The organism is Pseudomonas sp. F220, from assembly GCF_057813935.1.
The window spans coordinates 12,519-38,065 of record NZ_JBVASJ010000028.1 but is presented as its reverse complement, the minus strand read 5'-3'; the positions used below and the strand labels follow the sequence as shown (position 1 = coordinate 38,065).

General features: G+C 57.7%; 24 protein-coding genes, 1 tRNA gene and 1 pseudogene. 16 read left to right on the top strand and 10 right to left on the bottom strand.

Going from position 1 to position 25,547, the window contains the following annotated elements; translation table 11 throughout:
• Nucleotides 1-244: 244 nt before the first annotated feature.
• The 6 genes from ACZYSM_RS21045 (at nucleotide 245) to ACZYSM_RS21020 (ending at nucleotide 5,817) form a co-directional block, all read left to right on the top strand.
• Nucleotides 245-1,021 carry an ABC transporter substrate-binding protein gene (locus tag ACZYSM_RS21045; protein WP_489074178.1) on the top strand — a complete coding sequence of 259 codons (777 nt, stop codon included), beginning with the start codon at nucleotides 245-247 and terminating at the stop codon, nucleotides 1,019-1,021.
• Nucleotides 1,022-1,112: 91 nt separating this feature from the next.
• Nucleotides 1,113-1,802 (top strand): ABC transporter permease, encoded by a 690-nt coding sequence (locus tag ACZYSM_RS21040; RefSeq protein ID WP_489074176.1) that lies wholly within the window; start codon nucleotides 1,113-1,115, stop codon nucleotides 1,800-1,802.
• Between the two features lie 12 nt (nucleotides 1,803-1,814).
• A complete protein-coding gene (locus ACZYSM_RS21035) occupies nucleotides 1,815-2,513 on the top strand; it encodes an ABC transporter permease (RefSeq protein WP_489074173.1) in 699 nt (232 codons plus the stop codon).
• Between the two features lie 9 nt (nucleotides 2,514-2,522).
• A complete protein-coding gene (locus ACZYSM_RS21030; protein ID WP_489074171.1) occupies nucleotides 2,523-3,635 on the top strand; it encodes a succinylglutamate desuccinylase/aspartoacylase family protein in 1,113 nt (370 codons plus the stop codon).
• 18 nt (nucleotides 3,636-3,653) lie between these two features.
• Nucleotides 3,654-4,418: an ABC transporter ATP-binding protein gene (locus ACZYSM_RS21025; protein WP_489074168.1), complete on the top strand. Its 765-nt coding sequence runs from the start codon at nucleotides 3,654-3,656 to the stop codon at nucleotides 4,416-4,418.
• Between the two features lie 490 nt (nucleotides 4,419-4,908).
• Nucleotides 4,909-5,817: a MurR/RpiR family transcriptional regulator gene (locus ACZYSM_RS21020; RefSeq protein WP_489074166.1), complete on the top strand. Its 909-nt coding sequence runs from the start codon at nucleotides 4,909-4,911 to the stop codon at nucleotides 5,815-5,817.
• 24 nt (nucleotides 5,818-5,841) lie between these two features.
• Here the strand turns inward: ACZYSM_RS21020 and nudK are convergent, their stop codons facing one another.
• Nucleotides 5,842-6,801, bottom strand: coding sequence for a GDP-mannose pyrophosphatase NudK (nudK, locus tag ACZYSM_RS21015; protein ID WP_489074164.1), 960 nt, complete (start codon nucleotides 6,799-6,801; stop codon nucleotides 5,842-5,844).
• A gap of 473 nt (nucleotides 6,802-7,274) precedes the next feature.
• Here nudK and ACZYSM_RS21010 point away from each other — a divergent pair, with 473 nt between their 5' ends.
• The 5 genes from ACZYSM_RS21010 (at nucleotide 7,275) to ACZYSM_RS20990 (ending at nucleotide 13,695) form a co-directional block, all read left to right on the top strand.
• Complete coding sequence (locus ACZYSM_RS21010) at nucleotides 7,275-7,565, top strand: hypothetical protein (RefSeq protein ID WP_489074162.1); 291 nt, start codon at nucleotides 7,275-7,277, stop codon at nucleotides 7,563-7,565.
• A gap of 284 nt (nucleotides 7,566-7,849) precedes the next feature.
• Nucleotides 7,850-10,564, top strand: a complete 2,715-nt coding sequence (gene mgtA / locus ACZYSM_RS21005) for a magnesium-translocating P-type ATPase (protein ID WP_489074159.1) — start codon at nucleotides 7,850-7,852, stop codon at nucleotides 10,562-10,564.
• Nucleotides 10,565-10,772: 208 nt separating this feature from the next.
• Nucleotides 10,773-12,467 (top strand): Na/Pi cotransporter family protein, encoded by a 1,695-nt coding sequence (locus tag ACZYSM_RS21000; RefSeq protein ID WP_489074157.1) that lies wholly within the window; start codon nucleotides 10,773-10,775, stop codon nucleotides 12,465-12,467.
• Complete coding sequence (locus ACZYSM_RS20995; protein ID WP_489074155.1) at nucleotides 12,455-12,808, top strand: DUF2493 domain-containing protein; 354 nt, start codon at nucleotides 12,455-12,457, stop codon at nucleotides 12,806-12,808. The genes ACZYSM_RS21000 and ACZYSM_RS20995 overlap by 13 nt, the downstream gene beginning before the upstream one ends.
• Nucleotides 12,809-12,915: 107 nt before the next feature.
• The gene (locus ACZYSM_RS20990; RefSeq protein ID WP_489074153.1) at nucleotides 12,916-13,695 is read left to right on the top strand and encodes a hypothetical protein; all 780 of its coding nucleotides are present in this window, start codon (nucleotides 12,916-12,918) and stop codon (nucleotides 13,693-13,695) included.
• Nucleotides 13,696-13,788: 93 nt separating this feature from the next.
• Here ACZYSM_RS20990 and ggt read toward each other — a convergent pair whose 3' ends face one another.
• Nucleotides 13,789-15,516 (bottom strand): gamma-glutamyltransferase, encoded by a 1,728-nt coding sequence (ggt, locus tag ACZYSM_RS20985; protein ID WP_489074151.1) that lies wholly within the window; start codon nucleotides 15,514-15,516, stop codon nucleotides 13,789-13,791.
• A 226-nt stretch (nucleotides 15,517-15,742) separates the two neighbouring features.
• Nucleotides 15,743-16,288: a DUF3087 domain-containing protein gene (locus tag ACZYSM_RS20980; protein ID WP_489074149.1), complete on the bottom strand. Its 546-nt coding sequence runs from the start codon at nucleotides 16,286-16,288 to the stop codon at nucleotides 15,743-15,745.
• A 280-nt stretch (nucleotides 16,289-16,568) separates the two neighbouring features.
• Between ACZYSM_RS20980 and ACZYSM_RS20975 the strand changes: the two genes are divergently transcribed.
• Nucleotides 16,569-16,886 carry a DUF2388 domain-containing protein gene (locus ACZYSM_RS20975; protein WP_489074147.1) on the top strand — a complete coding sequence of 106 codons (318 nt, stop codon included), beginning with the start codon at nucleotides 16,569-16,571 and terminating at the stop codon, nucleotides 16,884-16,886.
• Between the two features lie 151 nt (nucleotides 16,887-17,037).
• On the opposite strand, the gene ACZYSM_RS20970 is transcribed toward ACZYSM_RS20975, so the two are convergent.
• A complete protein-coding gene (locus ACZYSM_RS20970) occupies nucleotides 17,038-17,358 on the bottom strand; it encodes a cupredoxin domain-containing protein (protein ID WP_489074145.1) in 321 nt (106 codons plus the stop codon).
• Between the two features lie 13 nt (nucleotides 17,359-17,371).
• Nucleotides 17,372-18,343, bottom strand: a complete 972-nt coding sequence (locus ACZYSM_RS20965; protein ID WP_489074143.1) for a metallophosphoesterase family protein — start codon at nucleotides 18,341-18,343, stop codon at nucleotides 17,372-17,374.
• A 153-nt stretch (nucleotides 18,344-18,496) separates the two neighbouring features.
• On the opposite strand from ACZYSM_RS20965, the gene ACZYSM_RS20960 reads away from it, so the two are divergent.
• Both ACZYSM_RS20960 and ACZYSM_RS20955 read left to right on the top strand, forming a co-directional pair.
• On the top strand, nucleotides 18,497-19,009 hold the full coding sequence (locus ACZYSM_RS20960; protein WP_489074141.1) for a sigma-70 family RNA polymerase sigma factor: 513 nt from the start codon (nucleotides 18,497-18,499) through the stop codon (nucleotides 19,007-19,009).
• Complete coding sequence (locus ACZYSM_RS20955; protein ID WP_489074139.1) at nucleotides 19,002-19,769, top strand: anti-sigma factor family protein; 768 nt, start codon at nucleotides 19,002-19,004, stop codon at nucleotides 19,767-19,769. The genes ACZYSM_RS20960 and ACZYSM_RS20955 overlap by 8 nt, the downstream gene beginning before the upstream one ends.
• A 135-nt stretch (nucleotides 19,770-19,904) precedes the next feature.
• Here ACZYSM_RS20955 and ACZYSM_RS20950 read toward each other — a convergent pair whose 3' ends face one another.
• Nucleotides 19,905-20,222: a panthothenate synthetase gene (locus ACZYSM_RS20950; RefSeq protein WP_489074137.1), complete on the bottom strand. Its 318-nt coding sequence runs from the start codon at nucleotides 20,220-20,222 to the stop codon at nucleotides 19,905-19,907.
• A gap of 251 nt (nucleotides 20,223-20,473) precedes the next feature.
• Nucleotides 20,474-21,550, bottom strand: coding sequence for a P-loop NTPase family protein (locus tag ACZYSM_RS20945; RefSeq protein WP_489074135.1), 1,077 nt, complete (start codon nucleotides 21,548-21,550; stop codon nucleotides 20,474-20,476).
• A 586-nt stretch (nucleotides 21,551-22,136) separates the two neighbouring features.
• Here ACZYSM_RS20945 and ACZYSM_RS20940 point away from each other — a divergent pair.
• Nucleotides 22,137-22,319 (top strand): annotated as a pseudogene (locus ACZYSM_RS20940) (hypothetical protein); the annotation flags it as partial.
• Nucleotides 22,299-22,373 (top strand) — tRNA-Gln (locus ACZYSM_RS20935). The pseudogene ACZYSM_RS20940 and the gene ACZYSM_RS20935, both read left to right, overlap by 21 nt.
• Nucleotides 22,374-23,036: 663 nt before the next feature.
• Here the strand turns inward: ACZYSM_RS20935 and ACZYSM_RS20930 are convergent.
• The 3 genes from ACZYSM_RS20930 to ACZYSM_RS20920 all read right to left on the bottom strand — a co-directional run bounded on the left by ACZYSM_RS20930 (nucleotide 23,037) and on the right by ACZYSM_RS20920 (nucleotide 25,517).
• A complete protein-coding gene (locus ACZYSM_RS20930; protein WP_489074133.1) occupies nucleotides 23,037-23,408 on the bottom strand; it encodes a hypothetical protein in 372 nt (123 codons plus the stop codon).
• Nucleotides 23,409-23,490: 82 nt separating this feature from the next.
• Nucleotides 23,491-24,876 carry an ATP-binding protein gene (locus ACZYSM_RS20925; RefSeq protein ID WP_489074131.1) on the bottom strand — a complete coding sequence of 462 codons (1,386 nt, stop codon included), beginning with the start codon at nucleotides 24,874-24,876 and terminating at the stop codon, nucleotides 23,491-23,493.
• Nucleotides 24,852-25,517: a response regulator transcription factor gene (locus tag ACZYSM_RS20920; protein WP_489074129.1), complete on the bottom strand. Its 666-nt coding sequence runs from the start codon at nucleotides 25,515-25,517 to the stop codon at nucleotides 24,852-24,854. Before ACZYSM_RS20920 ends, ACZYSM_RS20925 begins: the two co-directional genes overlap by 25 nt.
• Nucleotides 25,518-25,547 lie beyond the last annotated feature (30 nt).

Here is a 25,547-nt window from a genome sequence, read left to right as displayed (position 1 = left end):
AGCAATGATATTATTATTTTCATAAAATTGATTTATGAAATAAAACGTGTCATTTATAGGCTCAGCAAGATCGTAAAGACGAACCCAGCGCGCCAGATCGGACGGCAAGCAGCTTTACCTTTCAGGGCAGATCGCGCCCCCGACTGAGGCAGTACCTCAGCCACAGCAGTTCCCCCGAGAGGCGCCCATTCCGGGTACTTCCGGGTATCGACCACCCAAACACCCTACAAAAGGAGTCAACAATATGAACAAGACAGGACTTCTAGGTGCTCTGGCACTTTGCGCCTTTAGCATCCTGGCCCACGCCGACGAAGACAGTCTGCGTATCGGTATCGAAGCCGCCTATCCACCCTTCTCCTTCAAGACCCCGGAAGGCAACGTCAGCGGTTTCGACTACGACATCGGCAACGCCCTGTGTGATGAGATGAAGGTCAAATGCCAATGGGTCATCCAGGAATTCGACGGCATGATCCCCTCGCTGAAAGTACGCAAGATCGATGCGGTGCTGTCGTCGATGTCGATCACCGACGACCGCCTGAAGTCAGTCGACTTCAGCAAAAAGTACTACCACACCCCAGGCAAGTTCGCGATGAAGGCCGGCAGCGTGATCAACGACCCTTTGGTTGATCTCAAAGGCAAGAAAGTCGGTGTGCAACGCTCCTCGACTTACGACCGCTTCGCCACCGAGCAACTTGAGAAAGCCGGGGTCGAGGTCGTGCGCTACTCCGCACAAAATGAAGCATTCCTTGATCTGGTTTCGGGTCGTCTGGACGCCACGCTCGCCGACATCATCAACACCGATGAAAGCTTTATCAAAACGCCTGCAGGGAAAGGTTTCGCCCTGGTAGGGCCGGACATCAACGACCCGAAATACTTCGGCAGAGGCGCCGGGATCGCCGTGCGCAAAGGCGACAGTGCGAACGCTGCACGTCTGAGTGCCGCGATTGACGCCATCCGCGCCAACGGCAAGTACCAGCAAGTGATGGCCAAGTACTTCGCGTTCGATATCTACGGCGAATAAACGTCTACCAGCAACCCCGGCGCCGGCCCATGCAGGCGCCGCCTTTGGCTTGTCCCGCGCGCCTCCCGGCGCTCGCTTGAGGAACTTCATCATGCTTCACGGCTACGGATCGAGCATTCTCGATGGCGCCTGGCTGACTATTAATCTGGCCCTGACTTCCATGGCCCTGGCCATCGCCCTGGGTCTGATCGGTGCAGCATTTCGTTTGTCACCGCTCAAATGGCTGGCGGCGCTGGGCGAAGGTTACACAACCGTTATTCGCGGCATCCCTGACCTGGTGTTGATTCTGCTGATCTTCTACGGTGGCCAGGATCTGGTGAACCGCATTGCCCTTGCGTTTGGCTACACCCATTACATCGACATCAATCCCTTTATCGCCGGCGTCTGCACCATGGGCTTCATTTTCGGCGCCTATCTCTCGGAAACCTTTCGCGGCGCCTTTATGGCGATCCCTAAAGGTCAGGGCGAGGCCGGAGCGGCCTACGGCATGAGTAGCGCGCAGGTGTTCTGGCGGATTCTGGTACCGCAGATGATTCGTTTCGCCATTCCCGGGTTCACCAATAACTGGTTGGTGCTGACCAAGTCCACCGCGCTGATCTCGGTTATCGGCTTGCAGGACATGATGTTCAAGGCCAAGAACGCAGCGGATGCAACCCATGAGCCTTTTACGTTTTTCCTCGCGGTTGCGGCTCTTTATTTGATGCTGACCAGCCTGTCGTTGCTGGTGCTGCGTTACCTGGAAAAACACTACTCGGTCGGCATCAAAGCCGCCGAGCTGTAATTGGGAGCACACATGATTCTCGACTACAACGTGATCTGGGAAAACCTGCCGCTGTACTTCAATGGCGCCTTGCTGACCCTGAAAGTGCTGCTGATTTCCCTGGCCTTTGGCCTGACGCTGGCAGTTCCCTTGGCCCTGATGCGGGTGTCCAAATCACCGCTGATCAACTTCCCTGCCTGGCTTTACACCTATGTGATTCGCGGCACGCCGATGCTGGTGCAATTGTTCCTGATCTATTACGGGCTCGCGCAGTTTGAAGCGGTGCGCCAAAGCGTGCTCTGGCCTTACCTGTCCAGCGCGACCTTTTGTGCCTGCCTGGCCTTTGCGATCAATACCAGTGCCTACAGCGCGGAACTTCTGGCCGGCAGTTTGAAGTCCACTTCCTGCGGCGAAATCGAAGCGGCCAAGGCCATGGGCATGTCGCGCTTTACCCTGTATCGCCGCATTCTCCTGCCATCGGCCTTGCGCCGGGCGCTGCCGCAGTACAGCAACGAAGTGCTGATGATGCTGCAAACCACCAGCCTGGCGTCCATCGTCACTCTGGTCGACATCACCGGGGCCGCACGTACGGTCAGTGCGCGGTTCTATCTGCCGTTCGAGGCCTTCATCACCGCGGGGCTCATCTACCTGGTCCTGACCTTCATCCTGGTTCGTCTGTTCAAGCTGGCCGAGCGCCGCTGGCTGGCGTATCTGGCACCGCGCAAGCACTAAGGAGCTGTTATGGAGCACATTCAATACTTGTTGCCGTGGAGTGCCTCGGGCACTGAACGACACCTGTCGCTGTTTCGTTTTGGCAGCGGGCCGCGCAAGGCTTATATCCAGGCATCGTTGCATGCCGACGAGTTGCCAGGCATGCGCGTCGCCGCCGAACTCAAGCGCCGTCTGCGCGAGCTGGAAGAGCAAGGCCGCCTGAGCGGAGTGATCGAACTGGTGCCGATGGCCAATCCGATCGGTATCGCGCAGATGTTCCAGGCCACCCACCAGGGCCGCTTCGAGTTCTCCAGCGGGAAGAACTTCAACCGCGACTTCCCTGAGCTGGCCGAAGCCGTTGCGCCAAAGCTTGAAGGTCAACTGGGTGAGGATGCCAATACCAACATCGCACTCATCCGCCGCGCCATGGGCGATGCCCTCGCGGACATGCCTGCCCCCACATCGGAGCTCGATGGTTTGCGCCGTCTGCTGTTGCAGCATGCTTGCGACGCCGATGTTGTGCTGGACCTGCACTGCGACTTCGAGTCGATCATGCTGCTTTACGCCATGCCTCAAAACTGGCCACGCTTGCGTTCATTGGCCGCACGCCTGGGCGCTGGCGCCACCCTGCTGGCCGAAGGCGCGGGTGGCAACGCTTTTGATGAAGCCTGCGCGATCCCGTGGCTACACCTGGCCGAGCGTTTCCCGAAAGCCAATATTCCGCTGGCGTGTGTAGCCACCACCATCGAGTTACGCGGTATGGCCGATACCGAGCGCGAGCAATGCGTTGATAGCGCGGACGCCATTCTCGGGTTTCTCGCCGAACAAGGGCTGATCAGCGGTGACTGGCCGGCCGCTCCGCCGACCTGCTGTGAAGCGACACCGTTCGCCGGTGCGCAGTACGCCTATGCACCTCACCCCGGCGTGGTGAGTTTTCTGCAACCGCTGGGCGCCCGGGTCAAGGTCGGCGACCCGCTGTTCGAAGTGATTGATCCACTGACCGATCGCCACAGCGTGGTACTCGCCAGCACCGACGGCATCCTCTATGCCCGCGAACGTCTGCGCTTTGCCCAGCCCGGATTGTGGCTGGCCAAGGTCGCCGGCAGTACCCCTATTCGCCAGGGTCGCTTGCTCAGCGACTGATTCAAGAGAGTGGAAACCATGTACAGACTTGAAATTCAGGATCTACACAAAAGTTACGGCACACACGAAGTCCTCAAGGGCGTGTCCCTGGAGGCAAAAGCGGGTGACGTGATCAGCATCATCGGCTCCAGCGGCTCTGGCAAAAGCACTTTCCTGCGTTGCATCAACCTGCTGGAGCAGCCCAACGCAGGCAAGATTTTGCTGAACGGCGAACAACTGAAACTGGTGAGCAACGCATCAGGCGGGCTCAAAGCCGCCGAGCCCATGCAGTTACAACGCATGCGTTCGCGGCTGTCGATGGTGTTTCAGCACTTCAACCTCTGGTCACACATGAGCGCCCTGGAAAACGTCATGGAAGCCCCGGTGCATGTCCTTGGCATGGACAAGAAACACGCCAGGGAAAAGGCCGAGCACTATCTGAACAAGGTCGGCGTGGCGCACCGTATGGATGCCTACCCGGCGCACATGTCGGGTGGCGAGCAGCAGCGCGTGGCGATAGCCCGCGCGTTGGCCATGGAACCAGAGGTAATGCTCTTCGATGAGCCGACTTCAGCACTCGACCCTGAACTGGTCGGCGAAGTGCTTAAAGTCATGCAGGACCTCGCGCTGGAAGGTCGCACCATGGTGGTAGTCACCCATGAAATGGGTTTTGCTCGCGAGGTGTCGAACCAACTGGTGTTCCTCCACAAGGGCCTGGTCGAAGAACGCGGCAACCCGCGCGAAGTACTGGTCAAGCCACAGTCCGAGCGCCTCCAGCAGTTCCTGGCCGGCAGTTTGAAATAACCCGGCACGCCCGCTCCCCGACCGTTGGCTCGGCGCTGCACGCCAACGGTTGGCTTGGGATACACTTCAGCCAACCTTATGCCAGGGCACCAGGCCAGCCCTAATGCCGGTCAGTTAAGCGGCATTTGTATGAGGAAGCTTCAAATTGTTTGTCAGCCTCAAAAACCACCCCTCTCCCCAGCCCTCCCGAAACGTCGGACCACCCCAAAGGGGCGAGGGAGCAGGATGCTGGTTTCTGAGAATGTGCTGCGACCTGAAAGTAATGTGTTGAATCCATACTCGACTCGGTTTCACAGGTCGCAGCAGCTTGGTAGATACTCAAGACCAGTACCCTCGCCCCTTTGGGGCGGTCCGACGTTTCGGGAGGGCTAGGGTGAGAGGTGGATTTCGGATCAGAACACTGCGCCCGGATCTGTGACTTTACTTTCCCTTAACTGCCTGGCATTAAGGCCAGCCCCTTCTCCAACCCTCAGGAAATGTTGAGCCGGATATGCCGACCCCATCGAAAAACACGACTGTCTATGCCGCACCGGTGATGCGCAAACTGGCGGAAATCGTTTCCGATTTGCAGCCGTCACTGCGCAAGGTGGCGGACTTTATCCTGCGTCACCCACTGAAAGCCGCCACCCTGACCATCGAGGAGCTGGCGCACGAAACGTCCACCTCGCCAGCAGCAGTCAACCGCTTGGCCAAGGCCTTGAATCTGGGTGGCTACACCGGCATGAAGGCCGAGCTGGTGGCGACCTTGCAGCAAATGGTGTCCCCGGTCGACAAGCTACGCAACGAACTGGCACACCGCACCGGCGGCGCGTTTGGCCTGCATGAGCAAATCCAGAGTGCCACCAGCAACCTCGGCACCGCAGGCACCAACAACCACGCTGACACCTTCGAAGCGTTCGTCACCGGCCTGACCAAGGCTCGCAAAATTTACATCCTGGGTTTCGGTAACAGCGTCTACATGGCGGGTCTGGCAGCCTCTACCCTGATGCCCTTCTGTGCCGACGCCACCGCCATCAGCATGGAGGGAGGCAACGAAAATGCCGCTTACCGCCTGGCTGCGATCACCGATCAGGACGTCCTGTTGGCGATCTCGCTGCCGCGCTATTCGCTCGACACCCTGCAGCTCTCACGCTTTGCTCATGAGCGTGGCGCTACGGTGCTGGCGATCACCGATTCACCCGCCTCGCCATTGACCAACATTGCCCAGCACGTGCTATTTGCCCCCGCCGACCATCCGGTTTTGACCAGTTCCAACATCGCCGTACTCGCGTTGATCGAAGGACTGGTGGCGGGAGTGATGGCGCGTAATAAAGAAGCTGTGAAGCTGGCGACCGAACTGACCGAGAGCGTGATGTCTTACCTGCACATACCCGCCAGCAGTAAATCGTCAAAAAGGTGATAACGCGTTTAAGGCGACGTAAAATCAATCTTGACGAATGTCAGGTGTGAAAGCCGGAACCTCAGCTAACGAACGGTAGATCTGCAGACCACGCTGCGCTCCAATGGAGACCATTGCATCGGCCCCTTCAGATGGACCGCCGATTCGCAGCACGGCGTCGCAACGCTCAAGAAGACGTTGCGCGTGTGCGTGAAACAGCGCGTTGTAGGCCGCGTCACCGACGCTTGTCGAACCTGACAGGCGCACCATAGGCAGCGCGAACCATTCACCGAGTACGGGAAAATGCCCCGCCTCAAGCAACGCAGAGGCGCAGCTTTCCATGGCGGCCACGTTCTGGGCGAGCAGCGCCGGATCGTCGCCGGTACCCGAACGGTAGGGGCCAGCCACCAAAATCATGAGGCGGCGCGGTGTCATCAACCGCAGCTCCAGATACTGCAACAGCATAATGGTCTTGCCGTCGACAATCTCGCCGCTGCTGACCATCGCAATGGCCTGTTCGAATCCGAGCTCCATCACTTCGATGTCTTCACCCTCTTCGATCAGGCCACCGCCCTCACCCATGCGGTCGCTTGGCTCATACTCTCCGATAAAGAAATGGATGAGTTCGGTGACGGAGCCTGGACTCATGAACGCCTCATAAATCTTCTCGACCGACCCGACGCGGTAGCCGGTTTCCTCCTCGGCTTCTTTACGAATGCGTTGCTCCGGGCTGGCATTGTCCAGCAGCCCGGCTGCGGACTCGATGAGAAAACCGCTATGGCCGTTGACGAACGCAGGCATGCGAAATTGGCGTGTGAGCAACACTGTGCGACGCGCGCGATTGTAAAGAAGGATGGTGGCCCCATTGCCGCGGTCGTAGACCTCACGCGTCTGCGCCTGCCACGTCCCATCGCGACGTCGTAGGTCAAAGCTGAATTTCTTTAGCACATACCAATTATCAGACAGGGTTTCTTGCGCAGTGATGCGCACGGGACCGGGTTCCATTGCATATCCTTTTCAGGCTTGTGTCATTTAGCATCTGGTGCAAAATTGTGCACAGTCAAGGCGCGTCTCGCTCTACAATTTCCTGTGCTCATGACTTTCATTCGTCAGACCATGAGCACTTCCCTCTTCAATATCAATAGCGTCTCGACAGTATATAGCTGTCACATTTTCTTCACCGATAACCGGATCCAGTCCTCATTTAATTAATACGCTCTCCAAGGCAGTTTTAATGTTGACTTTACGCCCCCTCGTAAGTAAATTGCCCGGGCCGGTAACTCAGGCCTTTTTTCAACTCACTAAAGAAGCCAATGGACACAGTATCTAGACGCTGTCTGACTCATGCGAATGTGCAGAGTCGGGCACTTAACCCAGAAAATGACGGGACTCGACTCCTCGGTCGGGTAAGCTGCGCTAGGGCTTGACGCTCCATCGTAACTTGCCTCTCCGGCGTCAGTCCGGTCGCGAGGCATGTTATGAACTTCAAATCTACTGTAATGCCAGGTGTACGCGCCTTCGCTTCGACGATGCGCGTAAAACTGTGCCGTGAGCGCCCTGTGGCGACTCGCTCTCCGTTCTCCTCCTCTTCTTCGCGCACTCAGGCTCACCTGCGTGCCAATTGGCGCGTCTGCCCGTCGACCGGCCAACTCCAGCAACGCTGGAGCTTCGACGAAAGCCAGGACCCACAGAGTCGGTGCTTTGCGCACCTCTTGCAACAGGCCAGCCTGATGCTGGGCCTGTACGTGGGCGCGCGCACTTTCAGTTGACCTGAAAGTACTTCCAGGCGTTTAACCAGCGTTTTCCTTAATAAGGAATTCGGCAACTTTCTATTGCCTGCTTACTACACAAACTTATGGGGTCTGTTATGGACGAAGCCAGTAGTAGGTTCGCTGCATGCCGTCTGTTATTGAGCATGCAGCGAACGTTAAAACATAAGAAACGACACTACCTGAATCGATCGTTTACTTGCGGCTCGACATACTTTCGCTCGCCTTTAATTAGCTGAGTTGTCTGTGTGTCGTGCCGCAAGACTGCGGCAGGAGCACACGCAATGACCACTGTAAAAAACCCGAAAAAACACGCCCAAGGCGCCACGAGCGACGACCTCAAGCTGTCGATGCGAGCCGCCCGCGAGGCGCAAAATGGCCTGGCGATGACCCTGGCCAACGTGAAGACCTCCACCGACGGCCTGACCGAGCTCGACGCCGAAGGCCGCCTGCAACGCGAAGGCTTCAACGAAGTGGCCCATGACAAGCCGCCTCACGCCATCATCCAGTTCCTCCAGGCCCTCAATAATCCCTTCATCTATGTCTTGCTGACACTGGCCGGCATCAGCTTCGTGACTGATTACTGGCTCCCGCTCCAGGAAGGTGAAGAAGCCGACCTCACCAAAGTCATCATTATCATGACCATGGTGACGCTCAGCAGCCTGCTGCGGTTCTGGCAGGAACACCGCTCGGCCAAATCGGCGGAAGCGCTCAAGGCCATGGTGCGCACCACCGCCACCGTGCTGCGTCGCGAACAAATGGGCATGAAACCCCGGCTGCGCGAAGTACCGATGCGTGAACTGGTAGCGGGCGACATCGTTCAGCTGTCCGCTGGCGACATGATCCCGGCCGATATCCGCCTGATCGAATCCCGTGACCTGTTCATCAGCCAGGCCGTGTTGACCGGCGAAGCCTTGCCGGTCGAAAAGTACGACACCCTGGGCAACGTTGCGCAGAAGTCGGCCTCTGCGGCACCCGCCGACCAGGCCAACCTGCTGGACCTGCCGAACATCTGCTTCATGGGCACTAACGTGGTCAGCGGCACCGCCAGAGCGGTGGTAGTCGCTACTGGCCCGCGCACCTACTTCGGCTCGCTGGCCAAAGCCATCGTCGGCTCCCGCGTGCAAACCGCCTTCGACCGTGGGGTGAACAGCGTCAGCTGGTTGTTGATCCGTTTCATGCTGGTCATGGTGCCGATCGTCTTCCTGCTCAACGGTTTCTCCAAAGGCGATTGGGGTGATGCACTCATGTTTGCCTTGGCAGTGGCGGTCGGTCTGACCCCGGAAATGCTGCCGATGATCGTCAGCGCCAACCTCGCCAAGGGCGCGATGGCGATGGCTAAACGCAAAGTCGTGGTCAAACGCCTCAATGCGATTCAGAACTTCGGCTCGATGGATGTGCTGTGCACCGACAAGACCGGCACCCTGACCCAGGACAAAATCATCCTGGAGCATCACGTCGACATCAACGGCCAGCGCGACGATTCGATCCTTGAACTGGCCTGGCTCAACAGTCATCACCAGAGCGGCCTGAGAAACCTGATGGACCAGGCCGTGGTGCAGTTCGCCGAGCGCAATCCGAAGTTCAAGGTGCCGTTTGCCTACAGCAAAATCGATGAGCTGCCGTTCGACTTCATTCGTCGGCGCCTGTCGATCATCGTCAAGGACAGCCGCGATGATCATCTGCTGGTCTGCAAGGGTGCGGTCGAGGAAATGCTGAGCATTTCCAGCCACATCCATGAAAACGGCGTGGTCGTTGCGCTGGATGAGCAGCGTCGTAAAGAGCTGTTGGCGATGGCCAACGAGTACAACGAAGACGGCTTCCGCGTTCTGGTGGTGGCCACTCGCGAGATCCCGAAGGCCCAGAGCAAAAACCAGTACACCACCCGCGATGAAAAAGAGTTGGTGATTCGCGGCTTCCTGACCTTCCTTGATCCACCGAAGGAAACCGCCGGCCCTGCGATTGCTGCACTGCGTGACATGGGCGTGAGCGTCAAAGTGCTCACCGGCGACAACGCGGTAGTGACCTGCAAGATCTGCCGCGAAGTCGGGCTGGAACCCGGCACGCCACTGCTCGGGCAAGACATCGAGAAGATGGACGAGTCGACCCTCAAGCTGCGGGTCGAAGAACGCACGGTGTTTGCCAAGCTCACCCCGCTGCAAAAATCCCGGGTGCTCAAAGCGTTGCAGTCGAACGGCCACACCGTGGGCTTCCTCGGCGACGGCATCAACGATGCCCCTGCCCTGCGTGACGCCGATGTCGGTATTTCAGTCGACAGCGGTACCGATATCGCCAAGGAATCGGCCGACATCATTCTGCTGGAAAAGAGCCTGATGGTGCTCGAAGAAGGCGTGCTCAAAGGGCGCGAGACCTTCGGCAATATCATGAAGTACCTGAACATGACCGCCAGCTCGAACTTCGGCAACGTCTTTTCGGTCTTGGTGGCCAGTGCTTTCATTCCGTTCCTGCCGATGCTGTCGATTCACCTGCTGCTGCAAAACCTGATGTACGACATCTCTCAGCTGGCGCTGCCGTGGGACAAGATGGACAAGGAATACCTGCGCAAGCCTCGCAAGTGGGACGCCAAGAACATCGGGCGCTTCATGCTGTGGATCGGGCCGACCTCGTCGATTTTCGACATCACCACCTTCGCCCTGATGTGGTACGTGTTCTCGGCCAACAGCGTCGAAATGCAGACCCTGTTCCAGTCTGGCTGGTTCATTGAGGGGTTGCTGTCGCAGACGCTGGTCGTGCACATGCTACGTACTCAAAAGATCCCGTTCTTCCAGAGCACCGCGGCGCTACCGGTGATTCTGATGACCGGGCTGGTGATGGTCCTGGGTATCTACATCCCGTTCTCGCCACTGGGCACCCTGGTCGGCCTGCAACCGCTGCCATGGCAGTACTTCCCATGGCTGGTGGGCACCTTGCTCAGCTACTGCGTCTTCGCTCAGTTGATGAAAACCTTCTACATCCGCCGCTTCAAACAATGGTTCTGATCGTCTGAACACCGCAATCCATGTGGGAGCGAGCCTGCTCGCGCTAGCGGACTGGCAGGCAACACAAGTGTTGAATGTGCAACCGCCATCGTCGGATCGCCGCCCGGAGCAGGCTCGCTCCCACAGGTTTTTGTGTTCGCCGCATCTTTACGCCTCGATCTGGCTCTTGGGCCGTCAATCAATGCAACACGAAAAAAGGAGAGTCCTCATGCCGGGAACTACTCTATTGATCAACCTTGCAGGCTCCATCGCGCTACTGCTGTGGGGCACCCATATGATTTCTTCGGCGCTGTTGCGCGGCTTCGGCACGCAATTGCGTCACTGGCTGGGACAAAACCTGAACAATCGCTGGATGGCCCTGTTGTCCGGCGTCGGCATCACCGGCATTTTGCAAAGCAGCACCGCGGTCAGCCTGATGGCCACCTCCTTTACTGCCGCCGGGACCCTGAGCCTTGCGCCTGCACTCGCGGTGATGCTCGGGGCCAATGTCGGCTCCACGCTGGTGGTGCAGCTGCTCAGTGTCGACATCTCGATTGTCACGCCCCTGGTCCTGCTGGCGGGATTCATTGTCTTCAGGCTGCGCGATGATTCGCGCTACGAAAGCGTCGGCTGCGCGCTGATCGGCCTGGACCTGATGCTGCTGGCGCTGCGCATGCTCGGGACCACGCTGGGCGATGTGGAAGGCACACCGATCTTTCACGCCATCATGCAAAGCCTGGACGGCGACCTCGTCATCGCCCTGCTGGTGGCCATGTTGCTGACGTGGATTTGCCACTCCAGCGTCGCCGTGGTGTTGCTGACTGCCTCGCTGGCCGGGACTGGCCTGCTGTCGCCAGTGACCACCATGGCTCTGGTGCTGGGCGTGAACATCGGCGGCGCCCTGCCCTCGGTGATCAACGCCAGTTCGAGCGTTGCCCGACGCTTGCCAGTGGGCAATCTGCTGGTGCGGGTAGTCGGCGCACTGGCGCTCTTACCGTTCGTGCCGATGCTCGCTCAGACCAGCCAGATTGCAGACCTGACACCCGCGCTGCTGGTGGTCTACCTGCACACCAGTTTCAACCTGGTGCTGGCCCTGGTGTTCATCGGTCTGACAGAGGTTCTGGCAAAAATGCTGACCCGCCTGCTGCCGCAGCCTGAGCGGGATGTCGACCCCGGCATGCCGCTCTATCTGGATGAGGCCGGTCTTGCCGTGGCGAACATCGGACTGTCCAACGCGGCGCGCGAAGCCCTGCGGATGGCCGACATGTTCTCCGGCATGCTCAGCCGGGTGCTGCAGTTGTTCCAGACGTCGGATCAGCTGGCCGCCGATGAGGTGCGGCAAATCGATCAATCCCTGGACCTGCTGAGCGCGGCGATCCGTGCCTATCTGGCGGATATCGGCCAGGAAGGCATCAGTGACAGCGATGCCGATCGTTCTCAGGAAATCCTGATGTTCGTGATCAACCTGGAGCATGCCGCAGACATCCTTTCCACCAGCCTTGCGCAGTTGGCGGCGCGGCGACTGCGGCGCGGCGAAAATTTCTCGGCCTTCGAAACGGGCACGATCTATCCGCTGCACAACGAGTTGCTGGAAAGCCTGAGTCTGGCAATTACCGTGTTTCTTCGAGAAGACCTTGCGACCGCCCACCATCTGGTCAACCGCAAGGAATCGGTCAGACGCCTGGAAGCGGTGGCTAGTCGGGCACACTTTCGCGCCCTGCGCGAAGACAAAAGCGCCTGGGCCGAATCCGGTGATATTTTTCAACGGCTGCTGCGCGATTACCGCCGTGTGCATCACCACATCGCGGCGCTGGCCTACCCGGCACTCGAACGCGCTGGCGAGCGTGATATCGAGAGCAGCTACCTGACGGAGATTCACCCGGAACCTACCAGCAAAAAGGATCAAGTGCGATGCGCGTCCTGATCTGTGCGGGACGCCATTACGCCGATACCCGAACCTGTCGCCAGGTACTGGAAGCCTTCCAGCGCCTGCATGAAGTGCGCGTGTTGATTCATGGTGGCAATCAGTTCCTGGGCGGTGCAATCGAAGACTGGGCCCGGGAACTGGGCGCCGACATCGTGCGCTACCCACCCAACTGGCAACTGCACGGCAAGCTGGCGGAGCGTTTGCGCAACCGCTTCATGCTGCAGGACAGCCGACCCGACATCGTCATTGCGTTGCCCGGTGGGGAGGACACCGAAGAGCTGGTCGCGCGAGCCAAAACCGTCGGTATTCAAACGCTGTCGGTGAATGAACGGGGCTAATTTGCCCTACTTGATACGCCGTTGTTCTGCGTAAAAACCGAGATAAGAAAAGACTTCTTCGTGCCTGCGCGAGGGGGCTTTTCGCCAAGGAAAAACTGAGATCAACCATGCCAAAGCACTCTCCTGATCGCCGTTTCACATCATTTACCCGCAACCTGCCGCCCTCCAAGAGCCGGATACTGCGCCGCAACCTGATGTTCGTCGGCATCACGCTGACCGTCATCGCCTGCCTGAGTCTGATCTCCAAAGCCAACGCCGCCGCAGGCTCCTATGTGGTCGACGACGGCGCGATCAATGCCCCCGGCGAATGCAACGTCGACCTCTGGAACAAGAGCGTCCGGCACAACCACTCCTCCAATGACTTGGTACTTTCCCAGGCCTGTACCCTCAAAAACCTGCCGATGATTCAACTTGGCGCTGCGGTGGAGCACCACCGCGACGACGGGGAGTCTGAAACCCAACTGAGCCCGCAGCTCAAGGCACAACTCTGGAGCCGCGAAGACCTCGGCCTGCAACTCGCGGCGGCAGCATCCGCGCACTTCGCCTTCAATAGTGCGCACTCATTCGACGGTGCCGACCTCACCCTGCCCCTGACCTTCACGCCCATTCAAACCTTGCGCCTGAATTTTAACGCCGGCTGGGCCCACGCCTATGACGACGGCCAGCAGAACCACCGCTGGACCTGGGGTACAGGATTTGAATACGACCTGGCCGATTCCCTGACCCTGATCGCTGAACGCTTCGGCCAGCAAGGGGGTCAACAGGCATGGCAGGCCGGACCCCGCCTGCACATTGGCGAGCGCATCGACGTGGACATCGTGGTCGGACACAACCTGACGGAAGATCGGGATCAGTGGCTGACGACTGGGGCTACATTGCGGTTCTGAGTACACGGTGTTCACTGTTGCGCAGCGCAGGTTCAACGCGATCGGGTGAACCTGCGCTGCTCAGCGAAGCCCTGAAACAGGGCTTCGCATCACTTAATAGCCCAGTGACAGGCCCGTGTTACGCCGCGGATCATTCGCGCCGTAGAAGCGGTTTTTGCCGACCGGTTTGCCATCAAGCGAAGGCGCTCCGACCAAAATCGCCGCGACATGGTTGGCGTCCTGCGGGCCGATGAACTTTTGTCCCCAGCTTTCGAGGATTTTCTGGGTGTCAGGGCTGACGGCGAAGGTTTCGAGATTGGTCTCTTCAGGCAACCACTGCTGATGGAACCGTGGCGCATCGACCGCTTCTTGAATGTTCATCTTGTAGTCGATGACGTTGAGAATGGTCAGCAAGGTCGCAGTGATGATCCGGCTACCGCCTGGTGTGCCAACGACCATCACGGTTTTGCCGTCCTTGGTGACGATCGTCGGGCTCATTGAGGACAACGGTGCTTTGCCTGGGGCGATAGCGTTCGCTTCCCCTTGCACAAGGCCGTACATGTTGGGCACGCCCACCTTGGAGGTGAAGTCGTCCATTTCGTCGTTGAGCATGATGCCGGTCTTGCTGGCCATGACCCCAGCACCAAACCAATCGTTGAGCGTGTAGGTCACCGAGACCGCGTTACCCCACTTGTCTACGATCGAGTAGTGCGTGGTGTTGTTGCCCTCGTGTGGCGCCACCCCAGGTTTGATATCGCGGGAAATACCGGCTTTTTGCGGATTGATAGCGGCGCGAAGCTTCGTCGCATAACCCTTGTCCAGCAGATGCGCCAGCGGGTTCTTGACGAAGTCGGGGTCACCTAAATAGCTGTTGCGGTCGACATAGGCGTGGCGCATGGCCTCAATCTGATAGTGCAACCCCTGAGCCGAGTGAAAGCCCAGGCTTGGCATCGGATAGCCTTCGAGGATGTTCATGATCTCGCAAATAATGACCCCACCCGAGCTCGGTGGTGGTGCAGAGACGACGTGGTAGCCGCGGTAGTCGCACTCGATCGGCGCGAGTTCGCGGGTCTGATACTTATCAAGGTCGGCCTGAGTGATGAGGCCCTTGCCGGCCTTGCTTGAGTCGACGATGGCCTGGGCAACCCAGCCCTTGTAGAAGCCGTCAGCACCTTTACTGGATATTTCCCGTAGCGTCTTGGCCAGGTCCTTTTGCACCAGCTTCTGGCCGACCTGGAGCGGCTCGCCGTTGCTCAGAAAGATCGAGCCCGAGTCGTGGATATCTTTCTTGAATTGGTCGGTTGCGGTATCGAGCAGGTCAACGTCGCCCTGCTCAAGGACGAAGCCGTCCTCGGCGTACTTGATGGCCGGCGCAATGACGTCGGCACGCTTCATCGTGCCGTACTTCTTCAGCGCCAGTTCCATGCCTGACACGGTCCCTGGGACGCCGACTGCCAAGTATCCCTTGGTGCTCAGGTCCGGGACTACATTGCCATCCTTATCGAGGTACATGTTCGCGGTGGCGGCCAAGGGAGCCTTCTCGCGAAAGTCGAGGAAGGTCTTGCGGCCATCGGCCAACTGGATAGTCATGAAACCGCCGCCGCCAATGTTACCTGCAGCGGGGTAGACCACCGCCAGCGCATAGCCGACCGCCACCGCAGCATCGACGGCGTTGCCGCCGTCCTTCAGCACATCCACACCGACGTGAGTGGCCAGATGTTGGGCCGTGACCACCATGCCGTTTTCGGCAGCGACCGGGGCTTGCGAAGCCGCCTGCGCGCAGGTGAATCCAAGGGCGAGAGCCGTCGCAATAAGCGATTTGGCAAGGGGTTCGAATGTCATGAGTCGATTCTCTTGTTTTAAGGTCAGGGAGAGTCGTGTCAGGTAGCCGACAGCCAATAGACTGTAGGACAGTTTTCGCTCGCCCGACCCGCTAAATCGCAACCTTCAACTATCGCCCCACGCTCTCACTCAACGACATACACCCGCGCAGCAATCTGTACGTTTTGCGTCACTGTCCTTTTACTCGCCAGCAGTGTGCACATGACCAGGCTGTGGCGGCGGTGCTTTATCGCGGCGTTTTCTTCGCCGCACCGGCCGTCTTCACCGCCTCAAGCCAGGCAGGATTCAATCGATACTGGTCGGTATCGATGGCTAGAGCCTCCATGCACTCCTTGTGTTGGTTGATTTCTCGCACCATCTGGCTGAGGCCACTGGAGTTGCCATCCAACTGGTGCATCTGCGTTACCCCTAGATGATAAAAGCGCAGCAGTTTCATGGCCGACGGATCACGGGCCTGCACGCCATCGGTGAGGTAATGCATGACGTTGGTAATGCTCATCAGCCGACGCTTGAGTTGCCAGCCGTAAACGGCCGGCGCCATCCATGGCTGCGACCAGAATTTGAACCTCACCAGCGCCACGCTCAGCACCAGCGCGGTAATAACGCCGCCCAGATTCAAACGGAAATTATCGCCACCGGGCTCGCCTAATAGCATCACTGCAACGCTAGACAGTGCCATGGCCAGCAGCACGAAGATCAGGGCGATAATCCACGTGCTGCGTCGTGTTTGCCGTCGATACATGTCAGGATTCATCTGCTTGATCTCGAACATCACTGCTACAGGACTCCTTTGCTGAGTTGATAATACGGTTGCGGGGTATTATCACCGTAGAGATGGGCACCGACACACTTAATAAATCGGCCGAGGTTTTGTAGACGCTACGTTGGGTCGCAAGCAGGCGTCCGGTCAACGGCGAAATCATGGAAAGGTACTCGCGCTAAAAGCGCTGCTAATACGGACCTGCCTGGCGGCAGGGAACTCCTGGCGGCCGCCACGCATCCAAAGATATGTGGTACATCCTTCCGGCTTCACGCTTTCGGAGAACACCGTCATGCGCCGCATACTTCTCATCTCTTCGTTAATGCTTTGTCTGCCCTTTGGTTCGGCTATGGCCAAGGTGGATGCGGGCGATGTTGCTACCTCGGCAGGGGTTTCTGCATCGCTGTACTCTACGTTCAAGGACCATAAAATTGCGGTTCCCGCCCGCGATGACGCCTCAAGCTTCGTTGCGAGTGGCGGTACCATTCGCGGCGTCTATTTGGAGTCCGTGTTGAAACAGATTCGACTCGAACATCCAGGCCTCCAGGCAAGCGACGAAGATCTGGCCAAAGCGATCCTCGTTCAATATGAGGCCCCTGCTGGTCGCTAGAGCTGTCCCCCCTCCCCCGCATTCAAGTTCGAACCGCACAAAAAACGGGTGGTAGTCAGCACCAGGTGCTGGAGTACCACCCGAGGTCAGGGCGGATAGCGACGTGACAGCTCAAACAATCCGCCTATGCCGTAGCGTTAAAAACCCACCTTTACTGGGCGCCACTGACGGTTATCTTTCCAGTCATTTGCGGGTGCAGAGCGCAAAAATATTCATACGCTCCAGGCGTATTGAAGACATAGGAAAAACTGTCATTGGTGTCGAGCGCGCCCGAGCGAAACACCTTATGGGTTTCCACGACCGTATGCGGTACTTGATCGTCATTAACCCATGTCACTTTTGTGCCAGCGGCTATCGTCAAATCCTTGGGTCCAAACATGAACTCTTTGATGTCGATTTTCACGTCTTGTGCCCAAACGGGTATCGAGACCACCAGACAGCCCAAGGCCAGCACCTGCAGGAGCTTTTTCATGTGCGCGCCTCCCTTAAATGAGTGTTGAGTCGATAAGCGCCAGTGGGTGATCGCCCTGTGTCGCCTTGACGTCGGTAATCCCCAGATAGTTGCGCAGTTGATCGGCAGCCACCGTCATCGGGCCCGGTGCAGGCGCGGTGCCTGGCGCCGGTTGCGGATAGGCTGTGCCGCGAGCGGTGTGAAAGGTGATATTGCCCTCGACCTTTTGAATGACCTGATGGATGTGGCCATTCAGGACCGTCACTGAGCCATATTTGCGAAGCATGGCGATGGCCTGATCGCCATCTTCCGTTCCCCAGCCCCACGGCTGATAGATGGTCCACAAGGGGATATGCGTGAACACAACGACGGGGGTACTCGTCGACACGGCGCGTAAATCATCGGCCAGCCACGTGAGTTGGTCGGCACCAAGGGTGGCCTCATGGCCTGCCTGGAAGTTGAAGACGTTCACCAGTGCGATGAAATGCACGCCATGATCGTCGAAGCTGTACCAGCCATTGCCTTTCGTGCCTTTGCCGTAACGCTCGAGATAGAGTTTGCCTCCCCCTTCGTCGAGGGTGTCGTGCTCGCCCGGAATATAGTGCACGGTTGATGGCAGGCCTTTCAGGAGCTGCGCGGCTGTATCGAACTCCTCCGGTTTGGAGAGGTGGGTGATATCACCCGTGTGCAGAATGAGTGACGGTCTTTTTGGCAGCGCGATGACCTTATCGATGGCCACCTGCAATGTCTTGACCGGGTCGGGATTGGCCTCCTTGTTGAAACCAATGTGCGAGTCGCTGATTTGCACGAAGTGGAAATTGCTGGCCAGTGCTGTCGGGTCCGATAACTTGCCGGTGTCATCCAGCGCAAAGGCCCGTGGAATACCGCCGCTCAACGCCCATATGACGCCAGCTCCGGCCCATGCTGAGCATAAGAGTAGCGTTCTGCGATCAGGGTCGAGTGGGCCGTCGGTACGCTTTTCGTGTTTTGTTGAGCGAATGTCCATGGGAACTCCCTCGGTAGCGGTTTACATTGATGAGCTGACACGATGTACAACCGAACGGGGTGGAGTTTTATTCCAGGCAAAAAAATAAATTTTATGCCGGGAATAAAACAAGACGCATCACTGTTATAGGGGTGGAAAGGGGCTGGAGCCACTATGAAGCGATTTGAGGAGCTGTTTGCGCCGCATATGGATGCAGCTTATAACCTCGCGCGTTGGCTCACCGGCAATGAGGCCGCCGCGCATGATGTCGTGCAAGAAAGTGCATTCAAGGCATTAAAATTCATGCACCGCTTCGCCGACGGAAATGCCAAAGCCTGGTTCCTCACTATCGTGCGCAACGAGAGTTATAACTGGCTCAAGGCATCGGCCGGCAATCGATGGGTCGCCATAGGCGATGAGATATCTGAAGACGATCTCGCGTTGGGCCACTCCCAAACTCCGGAGCTGCAGGCCATACATGCGGAGGATGCTGCGCTGGTTCAGCAAGCGCTGCGAGCTCTGGCCCCAGCCTTTCGTGAGGTGATCGTCCTGAAGGAGCTGGAAGACATGCCCTACAAGGACATAGCAAAGGTGGTCGACATACCTTTAGGAACCGTCATGTCGAGACTGGCCCGGGCGCGCGCGATGCTCAAGCTGGAACTACTGAAGTTGCAAAATCATGAATGACATGAACTGCACGGTCTGCCACGAATTTATTCATGGCTACCTGGACAATGAGCTGGATACCGCGACGGCAACAAATGTTGCCGAACATCTATCGAGTTGCGCCGACTGCAAGCGCTTGCATGCCGAAGCGAAATTACTGATCGCCAGCGTGAAGGCATATGCGCCGTATTACGCTGCACCTGACTCCCTGATTCACAGTGTATTTGCCAAGACTCAATCACCGAAGCCTTCCGCTAAGCGCTTTTGGGAAGCGTTGCAAAACCCATCGCGACACTGGCTCGCCCCTGCTTTTTCAGTCATGGCGCTGGCCATGGCACTGGTGCTTTACGTGGCCACCCCATCAAGCGAGCAACCCTGGATGGACGAGGCGGTGTCCAGCCATGTTCGGTCGCTGATGGCCGAGCACTTGAATGATGTTGTCTCCTCCGACAGGCACACCGTAAAGCCATGGTTTACGGGCAAGCTCGACTTCTCACCTCCGGTTTTTGATTATTCGGCACAAGGCTACCCGCTTCTCGGCGGGCGTTTGGACTACCTGCAACACCAAACGACAGCCGCGTTGTCCTACGGGCACGCAAAACACGTCATCAACGTGTTCATCCTGCCAACGACCGAAACGGATAAACCCCGACAGAATCTGTCCATCCGCGGCTATAACATCGTCGCCTGGCAACAGAATCACATGCGCTTTATCGTGGTATCCGACCTGGAAAAAAGTGAGCTCGAAGCCTTTAGCCAGCTGGTTGGAAAAGGTGCTTGATGACATACGAAAATCCGGGAAAAGGGAGCAGATTTATTTCCCCGCACGCCAACATGACGCGACAGCTTCTGCGCCTGTCAGCCCCAGTGCCCACAATGGGTTGGAATGACTGGGGCTTGAGGTTTTACTAAACTCTCAAAGTTCGCTATCCCCCCACTTCTTCCCGAGCTCCTCCAGACCGGCCTTTTGCAGATCCTGCGGGCTCATCACAATGCGGAACTTACAGTTAGCCTGGAAGTTGAGAAAAAAAGGTTCCGCAAACGCGGGAATGTCGGATGAATTTTGTACGTTGATCAGGAAGATCCCGCAGCGCATTCCGTCTTGCTCAGTAAAGTACGCCGCCTCTGGATTGATGCTTTCCAGGATACGTCCAATGACCTCGCCCGCCTTCCCGGCGCTGACGAGGAAGTTGAAGGGCTCATGAGGGAACTCGACCGTCAGTAGCATCTTCATAATTCAATTTTCCTTTCAGTTTGCTGCCCTGTAGCCAGATATTTACCTCTGGCTCTCATGCCGCCTGACACGTATTCAACAGTCCCGGCGGTCCGTGTCATTAAGAATAGCGAAGCGTGGGCTAACGCTTATGCAGGGTTACGAGCGGTCATGACGCATGACGATTTCGGGCAGTGACACCTTTTCGCCATAGCAGACACCGCACAGGCGTACTTTCGCAGGTTCATCCGCGTACCCATCGTGGCAAGGGCTTAGCCGCCACTTATTCCGTCCTGAAGAGGTTGCTTGCCTGGCAGGGGAACTTCTCGCGGTACCGGTCCGGGTATGACCGGCAATTCAATGGATTTGGTGAGACTTCCTTCGATTTGCCCGGACAGGTAATAGACCCCAGCCATCACCCCGACAGTGGGGCTCTTGACCAGCTTGAGCCACGCCTCGTCGAAGGCTGCGTCCAGGTTTTTCCGAACCTGTGCTTCCATGTCCGGCCGTTCGCTCTCGTGCGCGATGGCACGAAATCCCGCCACGCCCATGGAAATCATCACACCGGCTACCCGGCCGGCCGCCGCTGCGGTAGCGCTTGCGATACCTCTGCCTGCGAGTTGGGCCTCCAGTTTATCGCTGGTCTGTTTCGCCACCGACGATAAAGCTGCGTCCGATGACTTGGCTCCCGTGCCACCAGCGGCATCGTGGATCCGATCGATCAGGGCCACATAGGCCGGCAGCTTGGCGATCGGATCAGCGTGAACAATCTGGTAGAGCGAAGCACTGTGGGCTGGAGGAGGCGCCAACGCGATTGCTGGAATGTCTTTGAGCCGCCGGTCGAGTTGATCCGCAGGTACACGGTAGCGCTGCGCAATTGCCTGAAGTTGTTTGTCGAGGAGCCGGACGTAGAATTCTGTCGCCTGCCCCATGATCGCGTCAGGATCGATCTCAACGGCGACGGGGTCCAGCACACGATCGTGGTATTGCTCCTGCATATAGGCCGCCAATCGTTTTGCGGACACATCCGCCTCTCCCCCTGCGGTCACCGTGTACCAGCTCACCTTGAGAGACAGCCATTCCTGAGTCCAGTAGCTGCTAAACCACGGAATGAAGTTTGCATCGGTGCGTTCATAGACGAGGACCCTCCATTGCTCCATGGAGCCGCGCGCATAGACGTTGGCCTGTTCTGTCGCGGATTGGGATGCGGCGACTATGTCCCGATCGACCTGTTGCCAGGTATTCTCCGAGATCAGAACCGGCGCAGTCACTTCGGGCGCGCGATGGGGAATGGCGCATCCCACCAACACCACCATCATCAAGGCGACGATCAGGGAACGCAGGTTCAAGATCGCAGTCCCCTACAATAGATTCGACCGTGATAGCCCACCCGACATCAGATGAGCGTCAACCCAATACTTCACACCGCTCATACGGGTTTACTGGCTCCGTAAACCTCTATGGGCTGTTTTCTTGCTCCTGAAAAGCTGTTTGTGGTGCTTTTGCAGATGTGCCAGCGTCTTTTCCGAACGGAATGCCCGGCACTTACGACCCCACTGTATTAAGTATAGGTGGCGAAAAAGGGATCCATAAAATCCGGCAAGAACGTCTGTTTTTGGGTGTGGATTCAACCGGTCGTGACAGGCAGCAACCGGCCCAGGCTGTGTAAAAACGCACGAACCATTTTGAAGTCCTCGCTTATGAGTTAAATCTGTCAGCGCTCGACTAGTCAGCAGACCTGGAATTTACGTAGAAACGAGATATTTTCTCCATTTTGGAACGCTGCAACTGCTCGAAAACGTTTTTACACAGCCTCGGCCGACAGCAGCCGCATCTGTGCGCACCGGTTGCCGGCTCCCACTGGAAAACTCAAAAGCCCCCTAGAGGATTGTGTCTAACCTCGATAAACAGCAACTGGCTGTTTTAAAACAAATTTGTGTGTTTTTTGTCTTCCCAGGCGAAGCGAAAGTTGATAAATTCCCGCGCATTCTTGCAGAGGCCCTTACAGGGCTTGTAGCGAAAGGAAGCAACATCTCGATGTTGCTCGCGAGCTGCAAAATCAGGAAGAGAGTGCTGGCCACTCGTAGCAACAGATACAGGGGCGTCGCCAAGCGGTAAGGCAGCAGGTTTTGATCCTGCCATGCGTTGGTTCGAATCCAGCCGCCCCTGCCATTTTCCTTATACTCATCTAGGTATAACTCAGCCGGCAGGTATTGCGTGAGTCCAGGATGATCGCCTTTACAGGGAACGCCAACTCCGATCCGGCCCGGCGTTTCTTGTGTCAGTTGCATATCCCTCAGGGTGACGTCTTTAACATTCAGCCGACTTGCGCTCCCGCGGGGCGAGGCCTCGGTCCTGTGCAGATGCTCAAGTAGGGATTGTCCTCTGTCAGTTTTTTCGCCCAGATCAAGCGCTCCAATAATTATGTCTCTGTTTTGCGCAAGGGCTTCGTCAACCCCTTGTAGGAGCGTCAGCCAGTTGTTGCTATGAAGTGTATGGCTGCTTCTGGCCGAGGCTGTGTAAAAACGTTTTCGACCAGCAGCAGCGAACGGAATCGGGTCGAAAATCGCGCACCTACGTAAAGTTCAGGTCTGGCTGACTGAGCGAACTCCGGCAGATTCCACGTAGCAACGCGGACCTCAAAATGATGGATGCGTTTTTACACAGCCTGGGCCGATTGCTGCCTGCCACAAAGAGCAGCAATAGCGCATTTCGAACGTCGGAAGTCTTTCCCGCCCTACATGTCTCTACCAATAAGCAAATCGACTGACTTGAACCGATTGTCAGGATATTACTTGAACAAATTCTCGGGCCATAAGAAGGGAGTTCCTGACACTAACCCCGAGTCGAGCGCGTGCGCGCCAAGCGTTGCTGCCAGTTTCCGGCATTGGCGCGCTGACATTGCTCTTCAGTATCAAATTGCACATGGGTCGAGACCGGACTGACGAGAATATCCGCTTCACTTAGCGCCACGGCTGTCAGTTCGACCATGCGTTCAGCTTGCCCACTGGCCAGGGCCTGACTCTTGTTGGCCAGCGTGTCGAAGACCCAGGTCACCATCAGACTTGCGGGGAACGCCGTGTAATCCACTTCATGGGTCAGCCAGGAGAACCCTGCAATTTCCGCTTTGGCCGTCTCACATGCCTCGGTCAGGGTAACCACCAGGCGACGCTCGATTCGCGCCTGATCGCGTTTGCTTAAAAGCATGGGTTGATCCTTGTATGAGTATCCAGGGACAGCCGAGGAATACACGGCTGGCGATATGTTCTTTTCGCAAATGAATCTGCGCCTACAGATGGGCGGCAGGGGGAACGCTGCGGGATATCAATGACGGCAACCATACCGAGACACACAACCCGCTTCTTTGCACCTCATCGCAAAACCCCAGGCGGATCCGTGCCCCGTTGCGGTCCGCTATCGCCTTGACGATGGACAACCCCAGCCCGGACCCCACCTCATGGCTCCCCAGGCTGCGATAAAACGGATCGAACACACGCTCGCGCTCCTCAGCTGCAATCCCGGGACCGGAGTCCTTGATCTGCAACAACGCCCCGCCCTCCTCCATGCCCACCGAAAGATCCACCCGCCCGCCCGCAGGTGTATAGCGAATGGCGTTATCGACCAGGTTCTTGACCACAGCGAGCAGTTCGATCTGGTTGATCAGCACGTGCACATCCTGTTCATCCTCGACGCCGATGTCGATCTGCTTGATCTCGGCCAGCGGCAGCAGGTCCTCCAACACGCGACGATAGACGTCATGCACCGAAACCGGCGATGCAGGCAGCGTCGAGGTCGATTGTGCGGTGGCCAGCGCCAACAATTGATCAATCAGATTTTTGCCGCGTTCGATCCCCCGCCGCAACGCAAACAGACGCTCACGGGCCAACGTCGACATGTCTGCGACGGCCAGGCGTTCGGCTTGCAGGGACAGGGCCGTCAGGGGCGACCGGAGTTCGTGGGCAGCGTCAGCGACGAAGCGGCGCTGGGTTTCCATCGACTGAGCCACACGGTTGAGTAATCGATTGATGGCCAGCACGAAAGGACGGATTTCGGCAGGCAGATGGTTTTCGTCAATAGGGTGCAGTTCCTGCTCGCCGCGCTGATCGATTTCAGAAGCCAGTACCGCGATGGGTCGAAATAGCTTGCGCACCAGATCGGCAACCACCAGCAAAAGCACGGGAAACAGGATGAGAAACGGCAGCAGGCCGCGCCAGGCGCTCTCGCGGGCGTCCTTGTCGCGCGCGCCGGTTTCCTGTGCGACGGCTATGCGTTCGCCACTTGTCAGGGTCTTGACCAGCACACGAAACGGTTCGCCACCGACGTCCAGCGTCGACAGGCCGTCGGCCAGCGCGGTCGGCAGCGGCAGCGGTGCTCCGGCATCAACGTTGCCCGTGGTCTTGTTGCCATCGGTCAGGTACTGAACGATGACCCTGGATTCTTCATCATCGCCTTCGATCCTCCTGCCGCGCACCGGATAGGTCAGCGTCATCTGCTGACGCTCGAACAGCACGGCCACCTGATGCAAGGTATTGTCCTGCATTTCAAGGGCTTCACCGAATGCGGAGACGAAGGCGAAAATACCGGCCACGATAGCGACGATCAGAATGGCCAGCGACAAGGAAACGGACAGCCTGAGTTGGACCGACTCGCTCAGTCGCCTTTTGAAACCATCCATCCCATACCCCTGACATTTTTGATGACGTGGCTGCCCAGTTTGCGACGCAGTGCATGGATCAGGAACTCCACCGCATTGCTTTCCACTTCATTGCCCCAGCCGTAGATACGGTCTTCGAGCTCGCTGCGCGAAAGAATCGCGCCCGGCCTGATCAACAGCGCCTGCAGCAGCGAGAACTCGCGACTGGAGAGCTGGACGCCAGGATTATCTTCGGTGCAGGCTTGTTTCGAGATTGGGTCCAGCGACACCACGCCGTTGCTGAACACGGGCAGCGCGCTGCCACCTTTACGGCGCAGAACGGCACGCATGCGGGCCAGCAATTCCGCCATTTCAAAGGGTTTGAGCAGGTAGTCGTCAGCGCCGCCATCGAGACCGCGCAAACGATCGTCGAGGCTGTCGCGGGCAGTGATGATCAGCAGTGGAACGCTGTTATTACGGGCACGAATGCTGCTCAACACCTCCAGTCCGTCCTTGCCGGGCAGACCGAGGTCAAGCAGTACCAGGTCATAATGTTGAGTGTCCAGCGCAGTAAGGGCGGTCAGACCATCTCTGACCCAGTCGGCGGCGTAACTGGCATCCTTCAGTGCGCCCTGGATCGCATCCCCGATCATGGGGTCGTCTTCGACCAGCAATATCCGCATGTCCCTCTCCGGTGATAAGTGAGGCTCGAC